This window comes from Allobosea sp. FW305-C-101 (assembly GCF_058783685.1).
In genome coordinates this window covers 730,158-747,705 of sequence record NZ_JBYSYT010000002.1, presented here as the reverse complement: position 1 = coordinate 747,705, position 17,548 = coordinate 730,158, and the positions used below count along the sequence as shown (strand labels likewise).

Genomic DNA, 17,548 nt, shown 5'->3' with positions numbered 1-17,548 from the left:
GCCGATGGCGAGCGCCCGGCCGCAAGACGGGAAAGACATGTCCGACGACGATTACATCTATGACGAGGCGACCGGGGAATGGCGCCCGGCCTCGGACGTGAAGCAGACGGCCGCGGCCGCTGCTGCGCCGGTGGTGCGCGACGCTGCCGGCAACGCGCTCGCCGACGGCGATTCCGTCGTGCTGGTCAAGGACCTCAAGGTGAAGGGTGCCAACCAGACCCTGAAGCAGGGCACGGTGATCCGCACGATCCGCCTGACGGAGAATGTCGAGGAGATCGATTGCCGCCACGACGCGATCAAGGGGCTCGTGCTGCGGACGGAGTTCGTGCGCAAGCGCTGAGGCTTTGGGCCGTGCCTACCAGAGGCGCGGCCCCTCCATCGTCGAGACATGGGCGGAGACGACCTTCCAGCCCAGATCGGGAAAGCGGACCCAGCTTTGGCTCTGCCGGCCGATGACGTCGCGCCCGCGCACCTTGAACTCCAGGTTCACCGTGGCAATGTCGCGCCCCAGCGTCAGGATCTCCAGCCGGATCCGCTTCTCCTTGATCCCCGGTCCCGGCGGGCGGGCGACGCGGTGGCCGTGGATCTCCTTGAAGCCGTAGCCGTTCTCATGCAGCGCGTAGCGGATCGTGTAGGGGCTGTTCCAGAACGAGGCGTCGAGCACGTCGACATCCTTGTCGACCAGCGCCTGTTCGTAACGCTCGAACAGGGCGCTGATCTCGGCCACCACGTCTGGGATATTCGGGGTCAGGTCGGTCATGATGCGGCCTCCATGGCCTGTGCGACGGCGATGAGGCTGGCATCCGTGCCGCGCCCGCCGATGATGGACAGGCCGACGGGCGCGCCGTCGACGAAAGCGCCGGGCAGGTTGACCTGCGGGTGGCCTGCCAAGCCGCCTTGTGCGCAGAGGCAGGTGATGCGGTCGCGCATCGGCCTGAGCGCCGGCATCGGCAAACCACGCAGCGGAGCCGGGAAGGGCGTCGTCGGCAGGCACAGGATGGTGCCCGCTGGCAGCAGATAGCGCAGGCGCGCGCGGGCTTCCTCGCGCATCAGCGCCGCCCAGTTCTGCTCGTTGGCCGACACCTGGGAGCCGGCGATCAGCCCGGCCGCGACGGTGAAGGCCATGCGCGGATTATCCCGCTCGATCCAGGGACGGAAGGTCTGCCAGGCCTCGACCGGCTGCAGGCTGCGCTGCGCCCGCGCCCAGACGGACAGGCCCTGCGGCGCCATGATCTCGTCGCGCGGTGTCGCGCCCAGAACGCGGGCGAGCCGCTCGACCATCGGCCGGAGCGCTTCCGCAACGTCCGGATCGGCGAAGCCGAAGGCATCGGCGGCGACGAGCAGCTTCGTTGGCAGCGAGCCGGGCGCCTCGCCAAGCAAGACCGTACCGACGCGGGCGAAGGTCGCGGCGTCGCGGGTGAACCAGCCGGCCGTGTCGGAGCTCGGCGCCTGCGGCATTAGCCCGGTGAGATCAATCCGCCCATGGGTCGGCCGGATGCTGTAGAGCCCGCAGAAGCTGCCGGGCACGCGCATCGAGCCGCCGGTATCGGTGCCCAAGGCGATGTCGCAGAGCCCGGCGGCGACGGCCGCGGCGGAGCCGGAGGAGGAGCCGCCGGGCACGCGCTCGGGCGCGGCCGTGTTCAGCGGCGTGCCGTCGAAGGCGTTCTCGCCGAGGATGCCGAGTGAAACCTCGTCGGTGATGGTCTTGCCGACGAATTCGGCGCCGGCATCGAGCAGGGTCTGCACCGCCCAGGCATGGCGTTTCGGGATGGGATTGGTTCGGGCCCAGTCATGGTTGCCGCCGCCGGTCGGCGTGCCCGCGACGTCGAACAGGTCCTTGACGGCAAAGGTCAGCCCGTCGAGCGGCCCGCCGGGCCGGCCAGCGATGCGGCTGCGCGGCCCGGGCACGAAGGCGTTGACGCGATCCTCCATCACGGCCTCGGCGACCGCGTTTCGCCCAGGGAGATCGGTCGGGTCGGCATCGGCACGGCTTCTGTTCCTGTCGGCTGTTCGACTCAGGGTCGAGGGGCAGCCTAACAGGTTTGCCGCCGCAGCAAACGGCAGTGCGCGGTTCGCCGCCACCCCGATCAACGTAAGGTTTCGGCTAGTGCCTCTGGCCTTGGGTCAGGATACGCTTCGTGCCGCTGCCGGCCGAACGGCCGCCTGTTCGTGCGCCACCAGGAAGCTTTCCTGCGCCTCGGTCTCGACAGCGGCGGCATCATGCTCGCGGCGAATCCGTGCGATCGCTTCGGCCGCGCCTAAACCATTCTCGACTAGCAGCAGAGCGGCAATCGTTCCGGTGCGGCCGAGCCCGGCGCGGCAATGGATCGCCCAGCTCTCGCCCTCGCGCAAACGGCGCGCCAGGTCGAGCTGGCGCCAGCCGGCCATGAAGTCCGCATCCGGCACGCCGTAATCGGGAATGGCGAGATGGGTCCATTCCAGTCCGGCGGCATGGACGGCTGCGGCGAAGCCGTCGAGGCCGCCCGGCAATTCCTTGGCTTCGACGAGGCTGAGCAGCCCGGCTGCGCCCATCTCTGCCAGCCGCGATAGATCATCCCTCAACGCGGCCTGCGATGCGGCATCGTCCAGCACCTCCTTGCGCCGGCCGGGACAAGGCCCGAGCAGGAGCGCACCCGCAAAGCCGGGCAGGTTGAGGCTGGATACGGAAGGTGCCGGGCTGTGCAAACAATCCTCCAGAGAGTGAAGCAGGGGGGCATTCTACCTGCGGCAGGTGCGTGGCGCGAAGCGGCATCCGCGCCGCTCGAACGAGCTTCAGGGCTCGCTGATTGACATGATGATATAGCTGTGTACAGCTATATCATCATGCTGTCCACACGCGACCCTGCCTGCGAGATCGGACCCGTGCCCGCTTTGGGCGGCGAGGCGTTCGCTGCCGGCGCACTCAAGCCGCCGAGTCCGCCGCCTCCGGGCGCGCCTTTGCGCGAGCGCCTGCAAGGGCTGGTCTGGCCGCTTGTCGTCCTGCTCGGGCTGGTCGGTGTGGGCACGCTGGGGGCGCGGAACGTCTCGGCCAATCTCGCGGCGGCCGGGATGGAGATCGATTTCTCCTTCCTTTGGCAGCAGGCCGGCTTCGATGTCAGCGAGAGCCTGATCGCCTATTCGCCGCGCGATACCTATGCCTATGTGCTGCTCGTCGGCATCCTGAACACGCTGGCCGCCGCGGCGGTGACGCTGGTGCTGGCGAGCGTCATCGGCCTCGTCGTCGGCATCGCCATGACCAGTTCGAACTGGCTCGTACGCAATCTCGCGCGGCTCTATGTCGAGCTGCTGCGCAACCTGCCCAAGCTCCTGATCGTGATCGCGCTCTATGTCGCGCTGGTCCGCGGCCTGCCGCATATCAAGGCGGCCTGGACCGGCCCCTTCGGCGCGATGCTGAGCAATCGCGGGCTCGCCTTGCCGTCGCCGGTGATCGGGCATGGCGGGCTCGCGCTGATACTGACGGCTTGTCTCTGGCTCGCCGGCTGGGTGCTCTGGGCGCGGGCGGTCAAGCGGCATCAGGACGCGACAGGCCAGCGCCGGCCGGTCGCCCTGCCGGTGCTGTTGGCGGGCTTCGCGCTCTATGCCGGGCTCACCCTGTCGGGGCTGGTGGAAATCGGCTGGTCGGTGCCGAAGCTCACCGGCTTCAATGTCAGCGGCGGCATGGGGCTCTCCCTGCAATTCGCCGCGCTCGTCCTGGCGCTCTCGGTCTATCATGGCGGGCAGATCGGCGCGATCGTCGAGGGCGGCATCCTGGCGACCTCGCGCGGCCAGCATGAGGCAGCGCTGGCGCTGGGCCTGAGCCGTCTGCGGACGATGCGCCTGATCGTGCTGCCGCAGGCCTTGCGCGTCATTACGCCGCCGCTTGGCAACCAGTATTCCAACCTGCTGAAGAACACCTCGATCGCGCTTGCGATCGGCTACTCCGACCTGCTCAGCGTGGTCAGTACCTCGGTCAACCAGACCTTCCGGCCGATCGAATTGATGACGCTGGTCGCGCTGTTCTTCCTGATCGCGAACCTGCTGATCTCGGCCGGGGTCAACTGGTGCAACCATGTCTTCCGCATCAGGGGGCGTTGAGATGACCACGCTCGCCGAGACGCCCCTCGTCGCCGGGCCGCCGCGGAGCCGCCGCCTCGTTGCGGCCGGCCGCTGGCTTCGGTCGAACCTGTTCTCCAGCTGGTGGAACACGCTGCTCACCGGGCTCGTGCTGTACGGGGTCGTGGCTTTCGTCGCGAAGGCGCTGAGCTGGGGCTTGGTCGATGCCGTGCCCTTTTCCGGCAGCAGGGCCGAATGCGCGGCGGCGAGCGGCGCCTGCTGGGCCTTCCTGCGCGAGAAGGCCAATCTCGTCCTGACCGGGACCTATCCCGAGCCCGAGCGCTGGCGCGCCTATCTCGCCAGTGCCGTGATGATCGCGGCCATCCTCGCCTTCGCCAAGGCGCCCATCGGTGTTGCAGGCAGGGCCGTGCTCGTGGTGGTCTCCGGCGCCTTCGCCTATCTGCTGCTGCGCGGCGGCGTCGCCGGTCTCCCTGTGGTCGAATCGCATCGCTGGAACGGCCTGCCGCTGATCCTCTTCCTCTCGGCTTTCAGCATGGCCGCGGCCTTTCCGCTCGGCGTCGTGCTCGCTCTGGCGCGCTGGTCCGGTCAGCGCGGTCTATCGCTGTTCGCCGTCGGCTATATCGAGGCCGTCCGGGCGATCCCGATGGTCGCGGTGCTGTTCGCTGGCATCTTCATCCTGCCGCTGCTCCTGTCGCGCGGTGCCGCGATCGAGCCGGTCGCCGCGATCCTGATCGTGCTCACCCTGTTCTATGCCGCCTATTTCGCCGAGGATGTGCGGGCGGGCCTGCAGGCCCTGCCGAAGGGCCAGACCGAGGCGGCGGCGAGCCTCGGGCTTTCAGCAGCGCAGCGCATCCGGCTCATCGTGCTGCCGCAGGCATTGCGCACGGCGATCCCGGGCATCACCAATTCGATCATCGGCAGCTTCAAGGATACCTCGCTCGTCGCGATCGTTGGCATGCACGACCTGCTCTCGACCGCGCGCATGGCCTATGCCGATCCGCAATGGCAGGCCTATTCGCTGGAGGCGAACCTGGCGATCGGCCTGTTCTACTTCATCGGCTGCTGGCTGATCTCGGAACGGGCCCGCCGCCTCGGCCATGGCGCCGTCAAGGCGCGCTAGAAGCCGTCAGCAACAAAAGAAGTGGCCAGCCTTGCGAGCGATGCTCTAAGCACAGGGCGGGCAGGAAGAGAGACGATGACGGTCGATATCGCCGGTTCGGATACGCGCCAGCTGCGCCAGCTGGTCCGCTCGCGCAACGACGTGATCTTCGAGATCGTGCGCGACCGCATCTGCCTGCGCGAGTATGACGAAGGCCATGTCATTCACGAGACGGCGCTGGCGACCGAATTCCGCGTCAGCCGCACGCCGATCCGGCAGGTGCTGCAGCGGCTGGTCTACGAACAGCTCGCCGAGACCCGCAACGGCGTCGGTACGATCGTTTCTTATGTAGGCCCGCAATCGGCCGACATGCTGCGCTTCCGCATCGGGCTCACGCGCTTGATCGCCGATCTGATCCCGCTCCAATTACCCTCGACGCTGGGCTCCGACTATGCCCGGTTGCAGGCGCTGGCGGGGCTGCTCAAGCCGGCTTCCTCGCTGAAGGAGGCCTGGGATGTCTGGCGGACGCATCATGAGGTTCGCAATGCGCTGATCGGCGACGAGGCGCTCCGGCAGATGGACGACACCATCTTCTTCCGTACCGCCCGCAGCTGGGTCGGCTGGCTGAAGCAGGAGCCGGCTGCGATGCATGCGCTGCTGGTCGAGGAGATCGCGGCGGTCGCCGGGAAAGCGACGGCCCTGTCGGCGCCGGAGCTGTTCCGGCTACATGCCGCCCATCTCGAGCGGATGTTGGCGCGCTACGGCGTGCAGGACAGCAAATAGGCGACCTGCTCCTCGCTTTCGATCGCGCCGGGACGTGCCGTCCGCACGGCCGTGATCGCGGCTTCCGGCGTCGAGCCTGTCGCGATCAGCAACCGTGCCGCCATCATGCCCGAGCGGCCATAGCCGGCGAGGCAGCAGAAGGCGATGCGGCGCCCCTGGCGGAGTTCTCCGGCGAGGCGTTCGATCAGGGCGGGCCAGTCGAGCCGCTGGTCGGGCGCGGAGAAATCGGCGATCGGAGCAGCGAGCAGGGCGATCGATCGTTCTTTTGCAGCGTGACCGAGATCCTCGATCTCGTCGGGGTCGCATTCGCCGTCTTCGAGCAGGACCACCAATAGCGCGGTTTGCCGGGTGGCGAGGGCGTCCAGAACTTCCTCCTGCAAGGCAGCATCGACGAAGCGCTCGCCGCGCCGGGCGATTACGAGTCCGGGCAGCGGCAACATGCCGATCGCCCCGGCCAGGCCCGGCGGCTCGACCCAGGCGATCCCTTCAGCCATGCGCCCCTCCGCCCTCATTTCCCGCCATCGGGAGATGCGGTGCTCGTCGCTTCCATGAAGCGGATTGCTGCGGGGATTGTCCACTCTTGTAGGCATGCCGGTGCGGAGCACTCTCAAACGAAAAGCCCTCCCGGATCGCTCCGGAAGGGCTCGGTTCGGGTATCCCGGTCGAGGGTCTTACCGAACCGGATAAGAGAAGATCAGGCCGCCGTCGCGGGCGAGGCGGTTCGGCGACTGGGCGCGGTCCATCGCCAGCGGCGAGGCCTTGCCGATATGCTTTTCGAAGACCTCGCCGTAATTGCCGACCTGCTTGATGATCTGGAAGGCCCAGTCCGGGCGCAGGCCGAGCTTCTTGGCCATGTCGGCGGTCGGGCCGTTCGGCGCGATCAGGCGCTGGGCGTCGACCGGCAGGTCCTTGAGCGCGGCGAGCTTGGCTTCGACGTTCTTCGACGTCAGACCGAATTCCTCGGCCGCGACCATGACCTGCACGCCCCAGAACAGGGTCTTCTCCAGCTCGGTATCGGGGCGGGAGACGAGCGCGAGCGGTTCGGTCGCGGAGCGCTGGGGCACCAGCACGTAATCGTCCGGCTTCGGTGCCAGCAGGCGGTCGGCGGCGAGCGCCGAGACCGAGCTCGCGACGGCGTCGCATTTCCCGGAGAAGAAGGCCTGGAGGCGGGCGGTCTTGTCGGCGATGTTCTCGACCTTGTAGGGCAGCTTCGCCTCGCCGAACCAGTCGGCCAGATAGAGCAGGGTGGTCGAGCCTTCCTCGGCGCAGACCGTCGCGCCGGACAGGTCGGCGAGCTTGGTCATGCCGAGGCTCTTGGGCACCATGAAGCCCTGGCCGTCATAGAAGGTGGTGGTGACGAAGGAGACGCCGGGATCGGCGTCGCGCGTGCCGGTCGCGGTGATGCCGCGCGAGGCGATATGGGCGCTGCCGCTGATGATCGCCTTCAGGCTGTCGGAGAAGCCGATGCCGCGCAATTCCGCCTTGTTGGCGTCGCCGAAGATCGCGACCGCGGCCATGCGGCAGAACTCGACATTGAAGCCCTGGAAGCGGCCGGCGCTGTCGGGAACCGAGAAGCCCGGCGAATTCGGGTTCACCAGGCAGATGATCTTGCCGTCTTCCTTGACCTTGTCGAGCACCGGCCCGGCCTGCGCCGCTGGCGCGACCAGGGTGAGCGTTGCCGCGGCGAGCGCCGCACGAATGATGCTGTATGCCATCCCGATCTTCTCCCATTATCGAGCTATAGAGCTGTATACAGCAACTCAGACATACGTCAAACGCCGCTCTTGCATCGGCTGCGAGGTTTGGGGAAGGTCGGGTGTCGCGCCCACGGAAGGCGCTAATCTATTCCAGATCGTCATAACAATGCGCCGCGAATGCATTAGCCAGCAGCGCTTCGGGCATGCCATCCTCCCCCTATCGAGGAGCGTCGCGATGCTCCGGTTCGGCGGAGCCCGGCGTGCCAGACGACCAGAACGCTCTCTACGAGGCGGTTGAGCCTTATCGGTCCCTGCGCCTGCCGGTCGGCGACGGGCATGAGCTTCATGTCGATGAGAGCGGCAATCCCGACGGCATTCCCGTGGTCTTCCTGCATGGCGGGCCCGGCGGCGGCACCAAGCCGGCGCAGCGCAGGACCTTCGATCCATCCGCCTTCCGGATCGTGACCTTCGACCAGCGTGGGGCAGGGCGGTCCAGCCCCCTGGCAGAACTGGCGGGCAATACCACCCAGGCACTGATCGCCGATCTCGAACGCATCCGGGAGCATCTCGGCATCGCGCGCTGGCTGGTGACGGGCGGTTCCTGGGGCAGCTGCCTCGGGCTCGCCTATGGCCAAGCTCATCCCGAGCGCTGCCTCGGCTTCCGCCTGCACGGCATCTTCATGGCCGAGCGCGCCGAGATCGACTGGTGGTTCCACGGCTCGCGCACGATCTTTCCGGACCATTGGGAGGTCTTCGCCCAATTTGTGCCGGAGGCGGAGCGCGGCGACCTGCTCGGCGCCTATTATCGCCGGCTTACCGATCCCGACCCTGAGCAGCAGCTGGCCGCCGCGGTCGCCTTGCGCACGTTCTCGGGGAAGACGCAGACCTTCCTGCCCGATGCCGAGCATGTCGCGGCATTGACGGAGCCGGATGCGGCGCTCGCGCTCGCCCGCATCTTCACACATTACTGCGTCAACGGCGCCTTCCTCGAACCCGGCCAATTGCTGCGCGACGTCTCGCGCATCCGGCACCTTCCGGCGGAGATCGTGCAGGGGCGCTACGATATCGTGACGCCGATGTGCACGGCCTGGCGCCTCAAGACGGCCTGGCCCGAGGCGCGCTTCACCATCGTGACCGAGGCCAATCATGCGGCGACGCCGAGCGCGCCGGCCCTGTCGTTGGCGCTGCGCGATGCGACCGATCGCCTGCGCGACTCGATGTTGGCCCTCGCGGCCTGAAGGAACGAGGATGTACGAAGCCGCCGGCCAGATCCGTCTGGGCATCGAGCCCTATCTCGAAATCCGCAGCGCCAAGAGCCCGGCGGTTGCGCCGGATGGCGAGCTCCTCGCCTATCTCAGCGACGAAAGCGGCACGCATCAGATCTGGCTTAGGCCGCTGGCGGGCGGTGCGCCCTGGCGCCTGACCGACATGCCGGAACCGGTCGGCGCGATCGCCTTCAACCCGAAGAGCCGCGACCTGCTCTTCACCATGGATTGCGGCGGCGACGAGCGGCATCAGCTCTGGCTCGTGCCGGGCGCCTCCGGCGTGCCGCAGCCGCTGACCGACGATCCGACCGTGGTCCATGTCTGGGGCTGCTGGGCGCCGGACGGGCAGCGCATCGCCTTTGCCTCGAACGCGCGCGACCGCGAGCATATGGACATCTATGTGATGGACATGGCGACGCGGGCGGCGCGGCGCGTCTTCGAGGGCAATGGCTATCGCGAGGCGGTGGCCTTCTTCCCGGACGGGGGTTCGCTGCTGGTCACTGATGCCACGCATGCGATGAACGACCAGGACCTCTACCGGCTCGATCTCGAAAGCGGCGCGCGCGAGGCCCTGCTGCCGCATGAGGGCCGCGCCCGCTATGCCGCCAACCGGATGAAGAAGGATGGCAGCGGCTTCTTCAGCATCACCGATCAGGGCCGTGAGTTCCTCGGCGTCGCCTTCCGCTCGGCGACTGAGGGCACGCTGAACTGGATCGTCGAGCGCGACGGGCAGGATATCGAGGCGGTGGCGCTGGCGCCGGACCAGAACCGCCTCGCCTATGTCGCGAATGATCGCGGCTGGAACCGCATCTTCGTGCGCGACATCGCCGGTGGGGCCGAGTTCGAGGTCGAAGGGTTTCCTGCCGGCTCGATCGGCTCCGTTGCCTGGCTCCCGGATGGGTCGGGGCTCGTCTTCCCGCTCGACGGCTCGACCTCCTCGCCGGACATCTGGCGCTTCGACATTGCGACCAAGCAGGTCAAGCGGCTGACGGATGCCTCGAAGGCCGGGCTCGATCAGGCCACCTTCGTCGAGCCGACGGTCGCGAGCACGAAGAGCTTCGACGGGCTGGAGGTGCCGTTCTTCGTCTATCGGCCGCGCGGCAAGGCGCCTGAGGGCGGCTATCCGGCCGTCGTCGTGGTCCATGGCGGGCCGGAGGCGCAGTGGACCCCGATCTTCCGCGCCGACCTGCAGTTCTTCCTGAGCCAGGGCATCATGGTGATCGCGCCGAATGTTCGTGGCTCGACCGGCTATGGCCGCAGCTACCACCATCTCGACGACAAGCATCTGCGCATGGACAGCGTCGCCGATCTCAAAGCGGTCAGGCTCTGGCTGCGCGAGCAGTCGGATGTGAACGATGACCGCGTCGCGGTCTATGGCCGCTCCTATGGCGGCTTCATGGTGCTGGCGGCGCTGACCGAGCAGCCGGACCTGTGGAAGGTCGGGATCGAGTTCTACGGCATCGCCAATTTCCTGACGCTGCTGGAGACGACGGGGCCGTGGCGGCGCTATCTGCGCGCGGTTGAATATGGCGATCCGGTCGCCGACCGCGAGAACCTGATCCGCTTCTCGCCGATCCACAAGCTCGACCAGATCCGCGTGCCGCTCTTCATCGCGCAGGGCTTCGACGATCCCCGCGTGCCACCGGGCGAAAGCGAGATGGTCTATTCGGTGCTGCGCGGCCTCGGCCGCCCGGTCGAGTATGTGCGCATCCCGCATGAGGGCCATGGCTTCGCCCGGATCGAGAACCGCCGCACCGTCTTCGGCGGCGTGGCCCTTTTCCTGCGAGAGCATCTGTAGAAGGAATAACCAGCCATGCAGAATTCCGAGATCATCTGGGAGCTGGTCGACGCCAAGCGGCAGCCTTTCGAGGCGCTGAGCGACCGCGTCTGGGGCATGCCCGAGATCGCCTATACCGAGTACGGCTCGGTCGCCGAGCATATCGCGATGCTCAAGGAGCAGGGCTTCCGCATCACCGAGAACGTCGCGGGCATCCCGACCGCCGTGATGGGCGAGGCGGGCGAGGGCGGCCCGGTCATCGCCATCCTCGGCGAATATGATGCGCTGCCCGGTCTGAGCCAGGAGGCCGGTATCGCCGAGCCGAAGCCGGTCGAGGCTGGCGGCCACGGCCATGGCTGCGGCCACAACATGCTGGGCTCGGCCGCGCTTTTGGCGGCGACCGCTGTGAAGGACTGGCTTGCGAAGACCGGCCGGCCCGGACGCGTGCGCTATTTCGGCTGCCCGGCGGAAGAGGGCGGCGCGGCCAAGGCTTTCATGGTGCGGGCCGGCGCCTTCGACGATGTCGATGTCGCGATCTCCTGGCACCCTGCGACAATGACCAAGGTCGACGATGCCTTGTCGCTCGCCAATACCCGGATGGATTTCCAGTTCACCGGCCGCGCGTCGCACGCGGCTGCTGCGCCGCATCTCGGCCGCTCGGCGCTCGATGCCGTGGAACTCATGAATGTCGGCGTCAACTACATGCGCGAGCATGCGCCGTCCGATGCGCGCATCCACTATGCCTATCTCGATGCCGGCGGCATCGCGCCCAACGTCGTGCAGGCTTCGGCCAAGGTGCGCTACGCCATCCGGGCGCGCGACCTCGCCGGCATGCTTGAGCTCAACGAGCGCGTGAAGAAGATCGCCGAGGGTGCGGCGCTGATGACCGAGACCACGGTCTCGATCTCGATCATGAGCGCGGTCTCCAACATGCTCGGCAACACGCCATTGGAAGACGCGATGTTCAAGAACATCGACCGGCTCGGCCCCGTGCCCTTCGATGCGGCCGACAAGGCCTATGCGGCCAAGATCCAGGCGACGCTCGGCCCGGCCGATATCCTCAACGACTACCGCCGCACCGGCATCGCCCCGCGCGAGGACACGCCGCTCTGCGATTTCGTGGTGCCGCAGGGTACGCGCGGCGTGCCGATGATCGGCTCGACCGATGTCGCCGATGTCAGCTGGAAGGTGCCGACCATCCAGGCGCGGGTCGCGACCCATGCGATCGGCACGCCTGGCCATTCCTGGCAGATCACGGCCCAGGGCAAGGCTCCGGCCGCGCATAAGGGCATGGTCCATGCCGCCAAGATCATGGCGGCGACGGCGGTCGACGTGATCAGCGACGAGACGCTGCTGGCGCGCGCCAAGAAGGATCACCACGAGCGGACGACGCAGACGCCCTATGTCTGCCCGATCCCGGCCGATGTGAAGCCGCCGATCAAGCCGCGGCCTCAGGCCGCCTGAGCCGGCATCTCCCGGGAGCATCCCGCAAAGTTGCTCCCGGCGACCAAGACGTCTTCAATCAAACAACAATCAAAGAGCGGGATCGAGATCATGGCCAACCGAAACGACAAGACCGGAACCACGCCGCGCCTCGCCGGGCACAAGTTGCTCTCAGCCGTTGCCGCAGCCGCCCTCTGCGCGGGCGCGGGAGCTGCCATTGCCGCGACGCCCAAGAACGCCCTGGTGATGGCCTGGAACATCGACGCGATCAGCACATTCGACCCCGCCCAGGTCGGCGAGGTCGTCACCAACGAGATTCTGCAGAACACTTGCGACACGTTGGTCGATTTTGACCAGGCCGACGAGCGCAAGGTCGTGCCGAGCTTCGCCGAGCGCTGGGATGTCTCTCCGGACCGCAAGGAGATCACCTTCCACCTGCACAAGGGCGCCAAGTTCCCCTCCGGCAATCCGGTCACGGCCGAGGATGTCGCCTGGTCGCTGCACCGCGTCGTCAAGCTGAACTTCGGCAATGCCGCGACGCTGACCGAGTACGGCTTCACCAAGGACAATATCGAGCAGCGCATCGTCGCGGGTGCCGGCGACACGCTGACCCTCAAGCTCGACCAGCCCTATCCGACGACGCTGGTGCTGCAGGCGATCGCGGCCAACCGGGTTTCCATGGTCATGGACAAGAAGACCCTGCTGGCGAACGAGCAGGGCAGCGATCTCGGCAACAAGTACCTGGCGACGCGCACGGCCTGCGTCGGCCCCTACAAGCTGACGCGCTGGAATGCCGGCGAGTCGATCGTGCTGGAGGCCAATGACAACTATTGGGGCAAGGCTCCGGCGCTGAAGCGCGTGCTGATCCGCCATGTCGCGGAGCCCGGCACGCAGCGCCTGCTGCTCAGCCAGGGCGATGTCGACGTGGCGCGCGACCTGACGCCCGAGGACCTCAGGGACCTCGAAAGCTCGAAGGACATCACGATCGACAAGGTCCTGCGGCCGCAATTGTTCTACTGGGGCTTCAATGTCGCGGACGGCCCGTTCTCCAAGGAGAAGGTGCGCCTCGCGATGCGCTACCTGATCGACTATGACGGCCTCGGCAAGACCGTGATGACCCATCTCGGCGTGCCGCGTGCCAGCTTCGCCCAGCTCGGCGCCGTCGGAGCGCTCGACGCCAAGGAGGGCCAGCCCTTCAAGCTCGACCTCGACAAGGCCAAGCAGCTCTTGGCGGAGGCCGGCTATCCCAACGGCTTCGAGGCGACGATGATCTTCGGCACGCTGCCGCATGCCAATCCGATCGCCCAGAGTGTCCAGCAGAATGCCGCGAAGGTCGGCGTCAAGCTCTCGCTTGAGCGCATGGCCAATGCCCAGCTCTTCAGCAAGGTGCGCGGGCGTGAGTATCAGTCGGCGATGCTGGCCTGGCAGACCGGCGTGCCGGACGCGCATGGCAACGCCTCGCGCCTCGTCTTCAACCCCGACAACCGGCTCGAAGCCAAGCAGACCCAGTATCCGAGCTGGCGCTCGGCCTATCAGGATCTCGACCTCAACAAGCAGATCGAGCAGGCCCTGCTGGAGCCCGATACGGCCAAGCGCGACGCGCTCTACGCAACGATCCAGAAGGAAGTGATGGCCAAGGGACCGATGGCCTTCATGTTCCAGATGAACAGCGTCGCCGGCGTGCGCAAGGACCTGAAGTCGTGGACCTGGAACGGCTTCCGGACCTATTACGAGCGCGCGGCCAAGTAAGGCCGCCGCAATGTCCCGGACCGCCGCCGCGGCGCCCGGCCTGAGCTCCGATCCAGGGCGGGCTATCCTCCCGTCCTGGCTCAAGGCTTCCGGCCGGACCCTCGCCTCCTTCGCCGTCACCCTGCTCGGGCTTGCGGCGCTGACCTTCTTCATCGGCCGCCTGCTGCCGCTCGATCCCGTCGTCGCCGTGCTCGGCGACAACGTGACCCAGGAAGCCTATCAGGCGATGTACAAGCAGCTGGGCCTCGACCAGCCGCTCTACATCCAGTTCGGCCGCTATCTCTGGGGCGTGCTGCATCTCGATTTCGGGATGGCGCTGACCACCGGCAAGCCGGTCGTGGCCGATATCGCCCGCGTCTTCCCGGCGACGATCGAGCTCGCCAGCGTGGCGATCGTGATCGGCACGAGCTTCGGCATTCCGCTCGGCGTGCTCTCGGCAATGTATCGCGGTTCCTGGCTCGACCAGATCGTCCGCGTGGTCGGGCTGATCGGCTATTCGGCCCCGAATTTCTGGCTCGGCCTGATGGGGCTCGTGCTGTTCTACGCGACGCTGGGCTGGGTCGGCGGCCCCGGCCGTATCGACTTCACCTATGAGTTCGACCTCGAACCGGTCACCGGCTTCCTGCTGATCGACAGCTTGCTTGCCGGCAACTGGGAGATGTTCCGCAATGCGGTGTCGCACATCATCCTGCCGGCCTCGATCCTGGCCTTCAGCTCGCTCGCCTATATCAGCCGCATGACCCGCAGCTTCATGATGGAGCAGCTCAGCCAGGAATACGTCGTGACGGCGCGCGTGAAGGGCCTGTCCTGGGCGCGGACCGTCTGGGGCCATGCCTTCCGCAATATCGCCGTGCAGGTGGTGACGGTGGTCGCGCTGTCCTACGCCTTCCTGCTCGAAGGCGCGGTCCTGACCGAGACGGTCTTCGCCTGGCCGGGCTTCGGCCGCTACCTGACCAATGCGCTGCTCGCCGGCGACATGAACGCCGTCGTCGGCTGCACGCTCCTGGTCGGCGTCATCTTCGTCACGCTCAACCTGTTGTGCGACCTGCTCTACCGGGTCTTCGACCCGCGGACCCGCTGAGGCATGGCCATGACACCACACTCCATCGACCAGGCCAGCGAGCGGGGCCTCCGGGCCTGGCTCGCGGCGCCCGTGCCCTCCTCGCCCTTCCAGGCGCGGATGCAGCAACTCTCGCTGAAATGGTGGCGGCTCAGGGCGAACCCCGCCGCCATGTTCGGGCTCGCCATCATCGTGCTGATCGCGCTGGTGGCGCTGTTCGCGCCATTGGTTGCGACGCATGACATCTACGCGCAGGACCTGACGAACCGCCTGCAACGGCCCTCGGCCGCGCATTGGTTCGGCACCGACGAGCTCGGCCGCGATATCTTCAGCCGGCTGGTCTTCGGCGCGCGCATCACGCTCTACATTGCCCTGCTGACCGCGGTGATCGCGGCGCCGCTGGGGCTGATCGTCGGCACGACCTCCGGCTATCTCGGCGGCTGGGCCGATATCGTGCTGATGCGCATCGTCGACATCTTCCTGGCCTTCCCGAGCCTTGTACTGGCGCTCGCCTTCGTCGCGGCGCTCGGCCCCGGCATCGACCATGCGATCATCGCGATCGCGCTCGCGGCCTGGCCACCGATCGCGCGCCTGGCGCGAGCGGAGACGCTGTCGATCCGCAAGTCCGACTATATCGCGGCGGTGCGGCTGCAAGGCGCGTCGCCGCTCCGGATCATCCTCGGCCATGTCGTGCCGATGTGCATCCCTTCCGTCGTGGTGCGCATCACGCTCAACATGGCGTCGATCATCCTGACGGCCGCGGGCCTCGGCTTCCTCGGTCTGGGTGCCCAGCCGCCGAGCCCGGAATGGGGCGCGATGCTGGCGTCCGGTCGCGAGTTCATCCTGACCAATGGCTGGATCGCCGGCATTCCCGGCCTCGCCATCCTCGTCACCAGCCTGGCCTTCAACCTGTTCGGCGACGGTCTGCGCGACATCCTGGATCCGCGTCATGGATAAGCCGCTGCTCGAGGTCGAGGACCTCTCCGTCACCTTCAAGGGCGCACATCGCTCGGTGCAGGCGGTGCGCGGCATCTCCTTCAGCGTGGGCCGCGAGAAGGTCGGCATCGTCGGCGAATCCGGTTCGGGCAAGTCGCTGACCGGACGCACGATCCTGAAGCTGACGCCGAAGGCCGCGACGATCTCCGCCAGGAAACTGTCCTTCGACGGGATCGACCTGCTCGGCGTCAGCGAACGGCAGATGCGGACGATCCGCGGCAACCGCATCTCGATGATCCTGCAGGACCCGAAATTCTCGCTCAATCCGCTGATGCGGGTCGGCGAGCAGATCACCGAGGCCTACCGCCTGCATCACAAGGTCGGCGGCAAGGAGGCCGAGGCCCGGGCGCTCGCCATGCTGGAGGCGGTGAAGATCCGCGACCCCGCCCGCGTCTTCAAGCTCTATCCGCACGAGGTTTCGGGCGGCATGGGCCAGCGCATCATGATCGCGATGATGCTGATCCCCGAGCCCGACCTGATCATCGCGGACGAGCCGACCTCGGCGCTCGACGTCACCATCCGGCGGCAGGTGCTGAGCATCCTCGACGAATTGGTGACGCGGCGCGGCGCCGGTCTGATCTTCATCAGCCACGACCTCAATCTCGTGGCGGATTTCTGCGACCGCGTGCTGGTCATGTATGCCGGCCGGATCATGGAAGACATCCCGGCGCGCGAATTGCGCAATGCGCGCCATCCCTACACCCGCGCCTTGCTCGACAGCCTGCCGCGCCTCGACCGGCAGACCGACATGCTGCAGGTGCCGAGCCGCGATCCGGCCTGGCTGGACGGGCCGACCTTGCAGAGCGGGAGCCGGGCATGAACGCGAGCGATCCGGTCATGGCGGCGAACCGCCCGGCTGCCCTCACGGTCAGCCATCTCTCCGTCATCTTCGGCCGCGGTACGTCGGCGTTGAAGGCGGTGGACGATGTCTCCTTCACGCTCGGCCATGGCGAGGCTTTTGGCCTGATCGGCGAATCCGGCTGCGGCAAGTCGACGGTGCTGCGCGCGCTCGCGGGCTTGAACAGCGAGTATGGCGGTTCGATCGCCTTCCATGACCGCGAAGTGCCGCATACGCGCGACAAGGCCTTCTTCCGGCGCGTGCAGATGGTGTTCCAGGACCCCTATGCCTCGCTGCATCCGCGCAAGATGGTGCAGAACGTGCTGGCCGAGCCGCTGAAGATCCACGGCTTCGACCGGCCGCAGGAGCGCATCGACGAGATACTGACCGCCGTCGGCCTCGGGCCGTCCTTCCGCTATCGCTTTCCGCACGAGCTTTCGGGCGGCCAGCGCCAGCGCGTCGCGATCGCCCGCGCGCTCATCATCGAGCCGGAGCTGCTGCTGCTGGACGAGCCGACCTCGGCGCTCGACGTCTCGGTGCAGGCGGAAATCCTCAACCTGCTGAAGCAGCTCCGCCGTGACCGCGACCTGACCTATCTGATGGTCAGCCACGATCTCGCGGTGGTGACGCATCTCTGCGAGCGCGTCGCGATGATGAGCGAGGGGCGCATCCTCGAGGAGATGAGCTCGGCCGATGTCAGGGCCGGCCGAGCGCAGGAGCCCTATACGCGCGAATTCCTCGAGGCGAGCGTGGGCTATCGCCCGATCGCGTGAGCGATCGGCACTTTC

Annotated in this window: 16 protein-coding genes and 1 pseudogene; 12 read left to right on the top strand and 5 right to left on the bottom strand. The window is 67.2% G+C overall.

All coding sequences use genetic code 11. The features are described from left to right. Positions 1–37: 37 nt before the first annotated feature. Entirely contained in the window at positions 38–340 is a 303-nt protein-coding gene (locus AC3WMA_RS11085) for an alkylphosphonate utilization protein (RefSeq protein WP_492285413.1), read from the top strand. Between the two features lie 15 nt (positions 341–355). Here AC3WMA_RS11085 and hpxZ read toward each other — a convergent pair whose 3' ends face one another. The 3 genes from hpxZ to AC3WMA_RS11070 all read right to left on the bottom strand — a co-directional run bounded on the left by hpxZ (position 356) and on the right by AC3WMA_RS11070 (position 2,685). After that, positions 356–760, bottom strand: coding sequence for an oxalurate catabolism protein HpxZ (gene hpxZ, locus AC3WMA_RS11080; protein WP_492285412.1), 405 nt, complete (start codon positions 758–760; stop codon positions 356–358). Continuing rightward, complete coding sequence (locus AC3WMA_RS11075) at positions 757–1,932, bottom strand: amidase (RefSeq protein WP_492285411.1); 1,176 nt, start codon at positions 1,930–1,932, stop codon at positions 757–759. Before AC3WMA_RS11075 ends, hpxZ begins: the two co-directional genes overlap by 4 nt. Positions 1,933–2,124: 192 nt before the next feature. Further along, the gene (locus AC3WMA_RS11070) at positions 2,125–2,685 is read right to left on the bottom strand and encodes a phosphatase domain-containing protein (RefSeq protein WP_492285410.1); all 561 of its coding nucleotides are present in this window, start codon (positions 2,683–2,685) and stop codon (positions 2,125–2,127) included. A 120-nt stretch (positions 2,686–2,805) separates the two neighbouring features. Here AC3WMA_RS11070 and AC3WMA_RS11065 point away from each other — a divergent pair, with 120 nt between their 5' ends. The 3 genes from AC3WMA_RS11065 to AC3WMA_RS11055 all read left to right on the top strand — a co-directional run bounded on the left by AC3WMA_RS11065 (position 2,806) and on the right by AC3WMA_RS11055 (position 5,935). Further along, positions 2,806–4,074: an amino acid ABC transporter permease gene (locus AC3WMA_RS11065; protein WP_492285409.1), complete on the top strand. Its 1,269-nt coding sequence runs from the start codon at positions 2,806–2,808 to the stop codon at positions 4,072–4,074. Between the two features lies 1 nt (position 4,075). Then, positions 4,076–5,173, top strand: coding sequence for an amino acid ABC transporter permease (locus AC3WMA_RS11060; RefSeq protein WP_492285408.1), 1,098 nt, complete (start codon positions 4,076–4,078; stop codon positions 5,171–5,173). Between the two features lie 75 nt (positions 5,174–5,248). After that, a complete protein-coding gene (locus tag AC3WMA_RS11055) occupies positions 5,249–5,935 on the top strand; it encodes a GntR family transcriptional regulator (RefSeq protein WP_492285407.1) in 687 nt (228 codons plus the stop codon). On the opposite strand, the gene AC3WMA_RS11050 is transcribed toward AC3WMA_RS11055, so the two are convergent. Beyond that, entirely contained in the window at positions 5,911–6,429 is a 519-nt protein-coding gene (locus AC3WMA_RS11050; protein ID WP_492285406.1) for a phosphatase domain-containing putative toxin, read from the bottom strand. The genes AC3WMA_RS11055 and AC3WMA_RS11050 overlap by 25 nt on opposite strands. A 177-nt stretch (positions 6,430–6,606) precedes the next feature. Then, entirely contained in the window at positions 6,607–7,650 is a 1,044-nt protein-coding gene (locus AC3WMA_RS11045) for a transporter substrate-binding domain-containing protein (protein WP_492285405.1), read from the bottom strand. A gap of 242 nt (positions 7,651–7,892) precedes the next feature. Here AC3WMA_RS11045 and pip point away from each other — a divergent pair, with 242 nt between their 5' ends. The 8 genes and pseudogenes from pip (at position 7,893) to AC3WMA_RS11005 (ending at position 17,533) form a co-directional block, all read left to right on the top strand. Then, the gene (gene pip / locus AC3WMA_RS11040) at positions 7,893–8,870 is read left to right on the top strand and encodes a prolyl aminopeptidase (RefSeq protein ID WP_492285404.1); all 978 of its coding nucleotides are present in this window, start codon (positions 7,893–7,895) and stop codon (positions 8,868–8,870) included. A 10-nt stretch (positions 8,871–8,880) separates the two neighbouring features. Continuing rightward, positions 8,881–10,695, top strand: a complete 1,815-nt coding sequence (locus AC3WMA_RS11035) for a S9 family peptidase (protein ID WP_492285403.1) — start codon at positions 8,881–8,883, stop codon at positions 10,693–10,695. A 15-nt stretch (positions 10,696–10,710) separates the two neighbouring features. After that, positions 10,711–12,138 carry a M20 family metallopeptidase gene (locus tag AC3WMA_RS11030; RefSeq protein WP_492285402.1) on the top strand — a complete coding sequence of 476 codons (1,428 nt, stop codon included), beginning with the start codon at positions 10,711–10,713 and terminating at the stop codon, positions 12,136–12,138. 90 nt (positions 12,139–12,228) lie between these two features. Then, complete coding sequence (locus AC3WMA_RS11025) at positions 12,229–13,866, top strand: ABC transporter substrate-binding protein (protein ID WP_492285401.1); 1,638 nt, start codon at positions 12,229–12,231, stop codon at positions 13,864–13,866. A 10-nt stretch (positions 13,867–13,876) separates the two neighbouring features. Beyond that, positions 13,877–14,947: an ABC transporter permease gene (locus AC3WMA_RS11020; RefSeq protein WP_492285400.1), complete on the top strand. Its 1,071-nt coding sequence runs from the start codon at positions 13,877–13,879 to the stop codon at positions 14,945–14,947. 3 nt (positions 14,948–14,950) lie between these two features. Further along, complete coding sequence (locus tag AC3WMA_RS11015; RefSeq protein WP_492285399.1) at positions 14,951–15,883, top strand: ABC transporter permease; 933 nt, start codon at positions 14,951–14,953, stop codon at positions 15,881–15,883. Between the two features lie 70 nt (positions 15,884–15,953). Further along, positions 15,954–16,742, top strand: a pseudogene (locus AC3WMA_RS11010) (ABC transporter ATP-binding protein); the annotation flags it as partial. Continuing rightward, positions 16,739–17,533 carry an ABC transporter ATP-binding protein gene (locus AC3WMA_RS11005; protein ID WP_492285398.1) on the top strand — a complete coding sequence of 265 codons (795 nt, stop codon included), beginning with the start codon at positions 16,739–16,741 and terminating at the stop codon, positions 17,531–17,533. The pseudogene AC3WMA_RS11010 and the gene AC3WMA_RS11005, both read left to right, overlap by 4 nt. Positions 17,534–17,548 lie beyond the last annotated feature (15 nt).